This window comes from Parasutterella sp., assembly GCF_057870745.1.
Genome location: NZ_DBMALT010000027.1, coordinates 24,435 through 37,116 on the forward strand (window position 1 = coordinate 24,435; position 12,682 = coordinate 37,116).

9 protein-coding genes are annotated in these 12,682 nt (G+C 48.0%); 7 read left to right on the forward strand and 2 right to left on the reverse strand.

What is annotated here, in order from left to right:
• Positions 1–22: 22 nt before the first annotated feature.
• From ACZND6_RS08380 to ACZND6_RS08405, 6 genes are all read left to right on the forward strand, one after another.
• Complete coding sequence (locus tag ACZND6_RS08380) at positions 23–1,126, forward strand: 3-deoxy-7-phosphoheptulonate synthase (protein ID WP_021867969.1); 1,104 nt, start codon at positions 23–25, stop codon at positions 1,124–1,126.
• Entirely contained in the window at positions 1,116–1,472 is a 357-nt protein-coding gene (locus ACZND6_RS08385) for a hypothetical protein (protein WP_270209375.1), read from the forward strand. The genes ACZND6_RS08380 and ACZND6_RS08385 overlap by 11 nt, the downstream gene beginning before the upstream one ends.
• 21 nt (positions 1,473–1,493) lie before the next feature.
• Positions 1,494–3,308 (forward strand): aminopeptidase P family protein, encoded by a 1,815-nt coding sequence (locus ACZND6_RS08390; protein ID WP_008810597.1) that lies wholly within the window; start codon positions 1,494–1,496, stop codon positions 3,306–3,308.
• Between the two features lie 3 nt (positions 3,309–3,311).
• Positions 3,312–4,334, forward strand: a complete 1,023-nt coding sequence (locus ACZND6_RS08395) for a YeiH family protein (RefSeq protein WP_008810596.1) — start codon at positions 3,312–3,314, stop codon at positions 4,332–4,334.
• 108 nt (positions 4,335–4,442) lie between these two features.
• Complete coding sequence (locus tag ACZND6_RS08400) at positions 4,443–5,216, forward strand: pseudouridine synthase (protein ID WP_489524545.1); 774 nt, start codon at positions 4,443–4,445, stop codon at positions 5,214–5,216.
• A 182-nt stretch (positions 5,217–5,398) separates the two neighbouring features.
• Positions 5,399–6,187 (forward strand): transporter substrate-binding domain-containing protein, encoded by a 789-nt coding sequence (locus ACZND6_RS08405; protein WP_270209398.1) that lies wholly within the window; start codon positions 5,399–5,401, stop codon positions 6,185–6,187.
• Between the two features lie 440 nt (positions 6,188–6,627).
• On the opposite strand, the gene ACZND6_RS08410 is transcribed toward ACZND6_RS08405, so the two are convergent.
• Both ACZND6_RS08410 and ACZND6_RS08415 read right to left on the reverse strand, forming a co-directional pair.
• On the reverse strand, positions 6,628–7,962 hold the full coding sequence (locus tag ACZND6_RS08410; RefSeq protein WP_270209395.1) for an anaerobic C4-dicarboxylate transporter: 1,335 nt from the start codon (positions 7,960–7,962) through the stop codon (positions 6,628–6,630).
• Positions 7,963–8,089: 127 nt separating this feature from the next.
• A complete protein-coding gene (locus ACZND6_RS08415; protein WP_278660655.1) occupies positions 8,090–11,518 on the reverse strand; it encodes an autotransporter domain-containing protein in 3,429 nt (1,142 codons plus the stop codon).
• A gap of 397 nt (positions 11,519–11,915) precedes the next feature.
• Here ACZND6_RS08415 and ACZND6_RS08420 point away from each other — a divergent pair, with 397 nt between their 5' ends.
• The gene (locus ACZND6_RS08420; RefSeq protein WP_008810591.1) at positions 11,916–12,533 is read left to right on the forward strand and encodes a LysR family transcriptional regulator; all 618 of its coding nucleotides are present in this window, start codon (positions 11,916–11,918) and stop codon (positions 12,531–12,533) included.
• Positions 12,534–12,682 lie beyond the last annotated feature (149 nt).

The window sequence follows — 12,682 nt, forward strand, 5'->3', positions numbered from 1 at the left end:
CGATTTTTTAATGTGGTTGTTTATGCAAACTCCGAAATTAAACGAAGTGAAGCAACAAGCCGGTTTTTCTTTGGAAGACATCAATATTGAAGGTTTCGCGCCGATGCCTTCACCGGCTGAGATCAAAAAGATGGCGCCTCTTACCGAAGCTGCTGCCGAGAACGTCAACAAGAGCAGAAATCAAATCAAGCAGATTTTGACGGGAGAAGATAACCGTTTGATGGTCATTACCGGTCCCTGTTCCATTCACGACCCGAAGGCGGCCCTGGATTACGCTCAGCGTTTAGCCGAACTCTCAGAACACATCTCAGAGACAATCTTCCCGGTCATGCGCGTGTATTTCGAGAAGCCTAGAACGGTCGTCGGCTGGAAGGGGTACATCAACGACCCGGACATGAACAACTCTTTCAATATGGCAAAGGGTATGCTCAAGGCCCGTGAGCTCATGATCAAAATCAATGAGATGGGTCTGGCTGTTGCGACCGAAGCATTGGACCCGTTCGGTCCGCAGTACTTGGGCGAACTCGTCAGCTGGTATGCCATCGGTGCGCGCACAACCGAAAGTCAAACCCACAGAGAAATGGCGAGCGGTCTGTCCGCTCCGGTCGGTTTTAAGAACGGCACCGACGGCCTTCTGGACAGCTCGATTAACGCCGTCAAAGCCAGCCGCCAAAGCCACTACTTCTTAGGTATCTATGAAAACGGCCAAAGCTCCATCATCAAGACCAAAGGCAATCGCTACAGCCACCTAGTGCTCCGCGGAGGCGGCGGACGTCCGAACTTTGATACCGTGAGCGTGATGCTGGCCGAGAAAGCCCTCAAGGATGCCGGCGTCGACTCCCGCATCGTTGTCGACTGCTCGCACGCCAACAGCATGAAAAATCCCGACCTGCAGCCCTTCGTTTTGAACGACTGCATTACCCAGATTGTCAACGGCAACAAATCGATTTGCGGCGTCATGCTGGAGAGCAACATTAACGCTGGCAATCAAAAGATTCCTGCCGATCTGTCTCAGCTTAAATACGGTGTCTCCGTCACCGATGCCTGCATTGACTGGGAAACCACCGAACATGCGTTGCGCATGACCAATCGTCGCCTTTTGGATAAGAAATTAAATGGTGAGTAAACGCTTACTTTTGACTACTGCAGCGCTTGCTGCGTTGGCCTTAGCAGGATGTTCTTCCACGGGACCGCATTCTGCCTTTACTCCGCACGTCGATCGCGCCGGACTTGACCCGCTGCTGGATGCTCCTTTGCGTACAGAAACGGTATGCAAGGGTGCGGGACTTTTTACCGCCGGCACCAAACTCGGCGGATTCTCGTTTGAATGCCCCGACCTGGACGTCGTTGCAACGTTGAACGAACTGCGCGACGCCGGCTGGCGCGTTGAGAAGATGCACATCGGCCGCCAGACAATTGAAAACGACGAAAGCGGCACTCCGCTCTCGGCAACGATTCGCAAAGTTTATTAATTTTCCATTGCGGAGACTTCAGTGAACTCCTCTATCAGCAGCAGAGTGTCTGCCTTACGTGTTTTTTTGAAAGATCACGGTCTCAACGGCTGGATCGTCCCGACGGCAGACCCTCATCTTTCCGAATACGTGGATGAACACTATGCCTTCCGCAAGTGGCTTTCGGGCTTCACGGGCTCTGCAGGATCTCTCTTAGTGACTCAGGACGCCGCAGCGCTTGTCACCGACTCCCGCTACTGGGTTCAGGCCGAGCAGCAGCTCGAGGGCTCCGGCATTGAACTCGTTAAACTCAACCAAGGCTACGCCGCGGAGTCTGCCGACTGGTTTGCCGCGCACTTGATGGCCAACGACTGTGTCGGCATCAACTCCGAATTGATTTCCGGCAAAGACGCCAAGAATTACGCCCGAGTTTTTGCCGAGAAACATCTTCATCTCTCGCTGGTTCGTCAGACGCCCGAAGAAACCATCTGGGAAGAAAGACCGGAACGCGCTGAAAAGCCGATCTTTGACCATACAGTTTCCCCGCGAAACCGAGAACAGAAACTTACCGCTCTGCGTGAGGTTCTCAAAAAAGAAGGTGCGGACTATCTGCTTACTTCGAAGCTCGACGATATCGCATGGATTTTTAACCTCCGCGGATCCGACGTTCCAAACAATCCCGTCTTCTACGCCTACGCCTTGATTCCGTCCAAGGGCACTGCAACGCTTTTCATTAACGAAGAGAAAGTCCCTGCCAATCTGAGAGAGTTATTGTTCCGGGACGGTGTTGCTTTAGCTCCTTACCATTGTGTCGGCAAGACGCTCGCCTCTCTTTCCTCAGGGACGGTGCTGGCTGACCCGGAAGAAATCAATGCGTCTTTGCTGTCTCACCTGCCGGAGCAGATCACTCAGCTGGAATTGCCTAATCCTATTGAACGCATGAAAGCACTCAAGACGCCCGAAGAGATCAATCTGATATCTGACGCCATGATCAAAGACGGGGTTGCCTTGGTGCGATTCTTTGCCTGGCTTGATCGCAATTTGGGCAAAGAAGAAATGACGGAGCAGTCCCTCGCCGACAAGCTCCTTTTCTTCAGAAAATCTCTTCCGGGATATATTTCTCTGAGCTTTGAAACCATCTCTGCATTCGGCTCCAACGCCGCACTCCCCCACTATCAACCCGATAAGTCCGGAGGCGCCCCGATTAAGGATAACGGCTTCCTTCTCATTGATTCCGGAGCTCAATTTCCCGAAGGTACGACCGACATCACCCGCACAAAATTGATCGGGAAAGCAACCGATCTGATGAAAGAAGATTACACCGCCGTATTACGGGCAAACATACGTCTTGCGATGGCCGTATTTCCCGACGGTATTTCTTCACAATTATTAGATCCCTTAGCGCGTGAACCGATCTGGCAACATTTTGCTAATTTTGGGCATGGAACGGGCCACGGCGTCGGATTTTTCCTTAATGTTCACGAAGGGCCGCAGAGGATTAGTTACCCGCGGATAAGCCCTCGTTCCGATGCGTTTATCTCGAAAGAGACAGCAATGTCCGAAGGCATGGTGACCAGTGATGAACCCGGTATTTATCGTCCCGGCCGCTGGGGTATCCGCATTGAAAATTTAGTGGCGACCGAATTCGCAGAAGAAAATGAATTCGGACGTTTCTTGAAATTCAAAACACTAACTCTTTGTCCGATAGACCTTTCTGCCGTCATTCCGGAAAGGCTGCAGCCCGACGAAAAGAAATGGCTGAACGAGTACCACACTCTTGTCCGTCAGAAGGTGCTCCCGCACATTCATGACGAGCGCACCATTGTGTGGCTCGTATGGAACACAAGAGAAATTTAAAACATGACCACAGAAAAAGTGAGTTTGAAACACTGGCTGGAAACGCGCTGGCGCGGAACACTTATGGCCGTCATTATCGGCGCTGCCTCACTATTCGTCTCTGAGCACTACGGCGGTCCTGCTGTTTTGTTCGCTTTGTTAATCGGTATGGCTTTCCACTTCCTCTCAGAGGACCGGAGAACGCTTGCCGGTATTCATTTTTGCTCCACAACCGTTCTCCGATGGGGCGTAGGCCTGTTAGGTGCCAAAATCACCGCGAGCCAGCTGGGACTCCTGTCTCCGGCCCTGCTTGCCATGATTATCGGCGGTGTGTTTGCCACACTACTCTTCGGCGCTTTCATTACCCGTTTTTCTAAGTGGCCGCTTACCGAAGGCACACTGGCTGCCGCCTCTACCGCTATTTGCGGTGCGTCTGCCGCTATTGCCTTAGCTGCCACATTCAACCATAAGCAGTTAAGAGAGCAGGCTCTGCTTGCTATCGTGGTCACGGTTACCGCCCTGTCCACCCTCGCTATGGTTCTTTATCCGTTCATCTCCGGATGGTGCGGCTTTGACCACATCGATGCCGGCATCTTCTTAGGCGGTACCATTCACGACGTTGCACAGGTCGTGGGCGCCGGCGCCATGATCGGGCCGGACGCACTGGAAATCGCGAGCTTGACAAAGATGATTCGTGTCGCTCTTCTGATCCCGATCCTCATCATCTTCATGTTTGTCTTTTCCTCTAAGGCACATCGCACTGAAGAAGAGAAAGCCAAGCCCTGGTACAAGAACATTCCGATGTTCCTGCTCGGCTTCATCGCTCTAGCTGCTTTGAACTGCACCGGAATCATTCCGACGAATGTCTCCAACACACTCGGCGAAATCTCCAGACTGTTCATTTTGATTTCCATTTCTGCCCTTGGTTTAAAGACCTCTCTGGGCAAACTGAAAGAAGTCGGCTGGACACCGATCGTGCTGATGAGCATCGATACAGTCTTCCTCCTGCTGTGGGTCATTATCGGCATCTTCCTGATCCGCGGTTAATTTGATGCTTTAGTTTCATCTTTCTTCTTAGGACTCGGTTCGCTAGAATCGAGTCCTTATTTTTTACCGATCCCTCTGCCGGCGCTTCCTTCTCCGAACTTTCCGCTCATGACCGTACTGAAAATCCTCTATCAAGACGAAGACCTTGTCGTTGTCTCCAAGCCGGAAAAGATGCTGACGCACCGAACGGAAATTGCCAACGGCGACACCGAGTTTGCACTGCAGTTGCTGCGAGATCAGATCGGCCGACGCGTGAGTCCGGTTTATCGTCTGGATCGAGGCACTTCCGGAATCCTGATGTTCGGGCTCAACAGGGAGATAGTTTCGGCACTGAGTCAGCAAACTCATGAGACCTTTCACAAGCGTTATTACGCGGTCGTCCGCGGCTGGGCACCAGAGGATATTGAGGTTCGCCATGCGCTGAAGCCTCCCGTCGATCCCTATCTACGTGTGCAAAAGACAGAAGCACAGGACGCGCTTTCTTACCTTCACAGATTGGCTGAATCAGAGGTTCCCGTTTCTTCCGGCAAGTTTGATACCACTCGCCTCTCTTTAGTCCTGCTTGAGCTTGCCACCGGCAGACGTCATCAGTTAAGACGCCACCTCAAACATCTCGCGCATCCCATTATCGGAGATGCGACTTACGGCAAAGGACCGCTTAACCGTGTCCTTGCCGAATATTTCGGCGCAGACCGCCTCCTTCTCCACTGCGGTCGAATCAGCTTCATTCATCCTCGTACTCAAAAACGTCTCACCATTGATGATCAGCCGAGCGGCCTTATGCGACAAGTCATCGAACGTCTTGAATGGGGTAATTATTTGCATGCTTCTTATTCGAGAGACTGGCATTTATTTGATTATTCAGATCTTTTGTTAAAATAATGTCTGAAAATTCCCATAATACTTTTTAGCCTTGAAACTAAAAGGCCTTGCGTTCCCATTCGTCGCAAATAAATCGGGAAATATTTGCGCGATCTTTCGAAAGAATGGGATTTGTTTTTGTTTTGCATGGTTTTGAGTCGTATACTGAATCGATCAAACCTCGTTTAGGAGAACTTATAAAAATGAAGCACGGAAAACTTGTCACTTCCATTTTGGTTTTATCCTTAGCTGCTGTGACTGCTGCATTCGCCAGCATGGCAGAGGCCCGCTCCTTAGAACAAATTAAGGCCTCCGGCGAACTCTTAGTCGGTTCCACCGGCGATTACAAGCCGATGAGCTACCTCAACAAAGAAACCGGGAAATACGAAGGCTTTGACGCAGAAATGGCACAGTCCCTGGCTAAGTACCTCGGCGTCAAACTCAAATATGTTCCGACAACTTGGAAGACCTTGCAGGCCGACACGATGGCCGATAAGTTTGACGTTGCCATGAGCGGCATTACCGTCACAGACGCTCGTAAGAAAGTCATGACCATGTCCGACGGTTATCTCACCTTTGGCAAGACGATTCTCGTCACTAAGAACAAGACTGGTCAGTTCAAAGAATTGAACGACGTCAACCAGCCAACTGTTCGTGTCATGTACAACCCAGGCGGCACAAACGAAAAGTTTGCCAAGGAAATGACTCCGAAAGCTCAGCTCATGATGCATGAGCACAACGCCGAGATTCCGGGCTTAGTCGGTGAAGGAAAAGCCGATGTCATGATCACCGAAACCATGGAAGCTCGCCGATATGCGAAGGACAATCCTAAGGTTGCCGCTCCGTTGGTCGACAAACCTTTCACAGAAAACCACTTCGGCGTCCTGATGAAACAGGGTTACCCGAAGCTTGAAGCTGCCGTGAACGACTGGATGAAGACCATTAAAGGCAACGGCACAATGGCTAAATGGGAAGACCAATACATTAAGTAATCTTCACCTGACCTTTTAGTCAAAACAAGCCGCAGCCGGCTCGGATGATTTCGGATTTCGCTACGGCTTTTCTTATTTACCATTGATTGGCTGCAGAAATTCCCAGCCAATGGCAAGAACGTCATTATTTTGAATCTATTCCTCCTTTAAGAAACAAAAGAAAAGGCAAAGGTTTGGAAGCCCTCGGACATTCCAGCCTCTGCCAAAACCTCAAAGAATTTTTTAGGTTCAATGAGAGGACAACAAGAAGATATAGGGAATTTATTATTTGTTATCAAAATAGTTGCGGTAGATGCTGACAGAGCAGTATGCGATAGTCAGTACCAGCATTGTGAGACAATAAAGGACTGTTCCTGCTTTGCACAACCATAGGAAAACTGCGCTCATCTCGAACCTTTGATCTTTGGAAAGAGACCGTATTTCCTCTTTCCTTTTTCAGGTTATACGAATCCACACACTACGAATCCGAGGGCAACTGAGAAGAAAATTGCCAGAACGCCTGGGATAAAGAAGGAGTGATTGAAGACCCATTTACCGATACGAGTTGTACCCGTGTCGTCCATCTGGACTGCTCCGAGCAATGTCGGATAAGTCGGGAGAACAAACAGAGCAGACACAGCTGCGAAGCATGCGACAAGCATGTAAGAGTTGTCCGGATTGGCGGCTGTAATACCTAATGCTGCAACTACTGTCGGAGTGATTGCCTTAGCTGTAGCCGCCTGAGAATACAAAAGCATCGCTGCTAGAAAGAATACAACCGCAAGCAGTGCCGGATACTGGCTGATTGTTTGAGCTGCAAAATCTTTGATTTCCTTTGTATGGCCGGAGACGAAAGTGTCACCGAGCCAAGCAACACCAAGAACGCAGATGCAGGCCACCATACCGGACTTAAACACAGAAGTTCCGGCCACATCTCCGAGATTAACCTTGCATAAAACGGTAATAAGAGCACCGACAGCAAGCATCAAACTCATAATCGCCGCATCGCGAGGAACGATGACCGGTTTAATCAAGCCAACAGCCGGAGAAATAGCAGAAGCATAGAAGACGACGCACAAAACGCCGATCAAGAAGATCCAAACAGAAAGCTTGGCAGACGGAGTAATCGTCATATCTTTAAGGCCAACCGGAGGCTTGACCAAGCCTTCTTTCAAACGTTCCTGATAGATCGCATCGCTGGCAAGATCCATCTTAGAAATGTGAGTCATGATGAAGGCTGTAATCATGCAGCCTAAGAAGGTTGTCAAAAGCCAAACGCCGAGAAGAGCCGGATAGCTCCATCCGAATGGCTCTAACACGCCTGTCATGTAAATAACAGCCGCAGAAACCGGAGAAGCTGTAATTGCAATCTGAGAGGCAACCACTGCGATAGAGAGCGGAACAGAAGGACGAATATTTTCGCCTTTTGCTACTTCCACAATCACCGGAATCATTGAGAAGGCTGTGTGACCCGTACCGGCAAAGATTGTCAGGACATAAGTAACAATCGGTGCGAGGTAATTAATGTATTTCGGGTTCTTGTAGAGAATTTTCTCAGCAATGTAAACAAGATACTGAAGACCGCCTGCAAGCTGCATTGCAGAAATAGCAGCAATTACAGAAGCGATGATCAGGATCACGTCCCAAGGGATGTTGCCCGGCTTCATGCCCAGACAAAGACCGAGAACCAGCACGCCTGCGCCGCCCGCATAACCGATACCGATGCCGCCGAGCCGCACGCCGATGAAGATCGCGCCCAAGAGGACGATGATCTGAAGAATAACCATGATACTCATAAAATTTCCCCTATTAATTTGGGATCGAGGTTGGTGATGCAGCAGAGTGCGCTAGGTATGGAACGCACTCTGCCGGTAGGAGCTTCATTAGATGAAGCTCCTACCACCCAGGGAGAAAAATGATTGTTTAGAAAGCAAGTTTGAATGTCGCACCGACACCATTGGACTTAATCTTGCTGCCGTAAGCACCGTAGTAAGAAACGCCCAGGGAAGCTCTCTTGCCAAGCTGAGCTTCAAGGCCGACACCGACCGCTGCGACTGCAGAGAGTTTTTCACTCTTAATCGTTGCGGAGGCTCCGTTACCAAACTTAAGCGTAGACTTGCCGCGGGTGTCACCCATGTACTGTGTCCAATTCACGTCAGCGACAGCCTTGAACTTGGCCGGACCAACTTCAAACGGAACTTTGACGCGAGCGCCGAGGTTCGAGACAGCAAGGTTCTGACTATCAAACTTAGTGCTGACCTTTCCGCCGACGTAATCGTTGCTGAAGTCGTCCGCAGAGAGATGCATCCAAGCTAAACCAACATACGGTTCAACATTGACAGTACCAAGGTTAAGTCCGGTGTATGCAACTTCGCCGAAGATCTGAGCAAGTTTGGCGTTGTAGCTTGGAGAGGCCGCGAAAGCTTGGTTCTTATAGAAGAGAGCGCTGTTTGCATCGCGATCCTGGTGCGTATAAGCGAAGCCATAGTTCAAACGCACCGGTTCAAACTTGGACTGACCGTAGATACCAAAATGGAGATCGTCAGAGTCAATCTTTCCGTCATGACCGCCTTTGAACTTTGTCTTACCTGCACCGAAGAAGACACCAACTTTATTATTGGCATTGATGTCAGCTTCTAATCCAACTAGACCGGTGTAGAAATCAGCCTTCAGCTTAGAGGCTCCGGCGCGATCCATCTTGGACCAATTGCCAACTGCAGAAAGCCACAAACGTGCACGTCCGCCGTCAACATCGGCTACATGAGCAGCACCGTCAATTCCGATTGCCTGATCCTTAATCGCTCGAACCAGCGACTGACCATTAGCAATGGTCATTGCATTGGCTGTGACGTGGATGTCATTACCCAAAGAGTTGAGCGTATTTCTTGCCTCATCCTTAGTTGCATCAGTCAAACCAGCCAGAAGCGCATCGTCGGCCATCAAAGCATTCGCTACTGCTACGCCATTGCTGTTAGCTGCGTAGTCAGCTAAAGTTTTATCATTCTTGGTCAGGATCCCTGTAAGAGTATTTCCGTCAAGCGTTACGGTATGGTCAACTAAGGCAAAGTCAGGAGTCACAACAGCGTTTTCGTTAAAGCCTTCAATCTTGTCTGCCGTAACCGTTCCGACTTGATCAATGCCGTCATAAGCCTTTTCAAACGCGTTATCGGTCAAAGATGTGACGGTAACCTTGGACCCGGGATTAAACGTTAGGTTGCCAACTTGTACATCCTGATCTGCAACAATTGCATAGGTACCCCCGTCGTTGACTACGACATTAGCCTTTTGGATCGGAGCTCTTGCGACCCCAACTAGAGAGTTAAGCTGGCCCTTCTGAGTAAAGTTGTCGTTGAAAGTAGCCAATATACCAAATGTACCTCCATTAACATTCACATCTGCAGAGCCGAAGGATTCCGTGAAACCAAATAATGAACCTTCTTTAACCTCTGTACCTCCGGTATAACTATTGTTACCCGTCATGACCAAAGTGCCCTGACCTGATTTAATCAAAGCGCCCTTGTAGAGGTTGTTATCGATCTTATTCTGGATATAGGCTGCTCTAGCAGCGTAATACTCTGCTCTCCATTTCTTTGCCTGCTCGGGGCTGACGGTGTTATCGTAGAAGTCGAGATTTCCGTCTAAAACAACAATATCGTCACCTAACGTATACTCCCCTCCGGCGTCAGGATCTGTGCCATTCTTGGTAGCCGTCATCCAAGCCTTGTCTTCTTTTTCGCGCTGCTGGAGACCTGCTTCTGTAATGTCGTTACTCCAAACATCCAGTGGTTCACTCAGACGATATTCAAAGTGGTCTAAGAACTGGCCGGGACCGTACATTCCTTTTTCGAGATCGGGCATACCCCAACCATAAATGACGTCAGGTGTGCCTTCAGCCGCAGTCCAATTCGTGAAAGGCTGACCATTTGCTCCAATGTGACTTGCAGTCGTGTACATGACATCCTTAACTTGAATAGCTGTCATGCTGGGATAGCGAGACTGAAGAACTGTAAAGGCGCCTGAAATTTGAGGATCGGAGGCCGATGTACCATTGAAACCGGTAGTAGTGAGCCTTCCGTTCTCCAAATCAGTTGTAACGTATGTCGTCCCAATTCCTGGATATGCAGTCGGGCCAGACATGGACCACCACTTGGCAAGGCCCGCTTTACAGTAGGTTGCCTGCATATACTGGTCATTATCCCCTCGTGTCTGCATAACACCAACAGCATTGAGCCAGTTTTTCTCAGCTTCGGGATGGAAGTATGGATACAACCCTTTCAGGTAAGGCGTGCCTCTGTCTTGATTACCCGCTGCCCAGGAAAGGATAACATTGGTTCCCTTCACGGCATCATAGGCTCCGTCAAGAAAACTGGGCTTATCCCCGTATTTGAGTTTGAAATACATATACTCCCACTCAAAAGCGGATGGATTCGTTGAATATTGATCCGCTCCTGGGACATCATTTAGCCCCAAGAAACTATAGTCGCCAGAGAATGTAACAGCATACGCCGCGGAAGCTCTATCATAATTTCCACTTCCAGCCAGTAGCTCAGACATCTCATCTGGTGTAAGTCTATGTCCACCAGAGCTATAGATCTTAGTGTTGGTACCGTAGGAATTATTGACCATGCCGCCACGATATTCTCCATTGCCGGCATTGACAGCATCTGCTAACGCTTTATATCCCTTGAAGTAATAGTTGTAATCTTGGAAAGGCCCGTAATTATTATTGTCTGTTGCTCCTGTATTTCCGACGACCACATTTGCTTTAAATGCAACCCCGTGACCATATTCCCCATTTCGTTCCGCTCCGATCACTCCTGTAACTTGAGTTCCATGAGCATCATTTAAGCCCAGGGTATAGTCTCCTTTCACATCGAACTCTTCACCTTCTGTAAAAGGCTGTCCTTCCGCTGCTGTAGGAACAACTCCCTTTTGAATGGTTGCATATATGCTTTGAGGATAGCGATTTCCACTAGAACCGTAAACTCCTGTTACGTGAGTGGCTGTGATGCGAGGAGTATCTAAGTCCGGGTTTCCAAGCCATGCTCCTGAGTCCATCACTCCAGTCGTTGTATTTTGACCGTAAAATCCAAGGGCATACGCCGAAGAAGCATTCATTGCTCCCAGCCCCCAATTGTAGTTATACTCCGCCGTCTCCCAAGACGCTTTGTCACCTAACGTGCCTGTCTCTACGTATGCCGCAGAAACTAAACCGCTAGTAGCCAAAAGAACGGTTGCTACACTCAGACTCACGGAAGCCTTTGATCTTTTGCCGTGAGAAGATTGGATCTCACTGGTCGTGACAAAAGATTGGCGTACATCACTCCAAATAGCCTTAAAAGCTTTATTCATTACATTTCTCCTATGCTTCCCATAAAAATGGAATTTAAGGTCATACGCAAAAAAAACATGCTCCTCATTTTTTGCGTACCGAGGTAAAACCTCTATTTTTAGTTTTTAACATTTTGTAAATAAAAACAATGGTAGAAATGCTTAATAAAGATATAAAAATAGCGGCTTATTTAAACTATTTTATTTACAGGTTTAAACCTTATTATTGAAAGATATTTCAAATACATAACTAGTTGATTTTATTTAATTTTAATTGTTTGTGTAATTATTTTTTTTATATTTAAATATTTTACATGTAAATATTGTTGATTTATTATTAGTGACAAATATATTATTTTATTTATTTTCTTATAAATGACATTTACGATTTAATCAACCGTCATTGTTAACTATATAAATGTTAGATTCTAATTTACCTGTTTTTATTTCTGTTGCGGAATCAGGAAGTTTTTCTCAAGCCGCATTACGCCTTGGCAAAAGTCCACAGGCCGTTTTTAAACAAATTACGACTTATGAAGAAAAACTCGGAGTTAAATTATTTGATAGAAGCCCGACCGGTATGCGATTAACTCCCGCAGGGATATCTGTCTATAAAGACGCTAAATTCCTTTTATCCTTTTCTAAAGAATCAATTAAAAGAGCAAAAGAAATCGAAAAAAATGAAGGAAATCTTGTTCGTGTCGCTTTATCGCCCCTAACACCTACGAAATTCCTAGGGCAAGTTTGGCCTATTGCGTCTAAACAATACCCTGATCTAAGGATTCAGCTTGTCCCTTTTGAAAATGAAAAAAACATCGTTTGGAACATGCTCTCACACTTAGGATCAGATGGCCAAGTCGACATTGTCGTTGCGACATATGATGAGGACTTTTTAGAGAGAAGAAATTGTACTGCCCTCAAACTAAGAGATTTACAACTCAGCATCTGCATGTCTTCAACTCATAAGCTCGCACAAAAAGAGAAAATTTCAATAGAAGATCTAGTTGAAGCCACGCGCCGACGAGGGGGGGGGTAAGTTACTATTGAGAAGCGATGACTGGATGCGTGGCTACGATAACGTTAACCCGAACTCCCAGAACATAGCTCCGGGATTTTTTCATTTTGAGAAAAATCTTTCGTAAATTTAAATAGTTGAAATTGACTCTAAGGGTAATTCCTGCTATT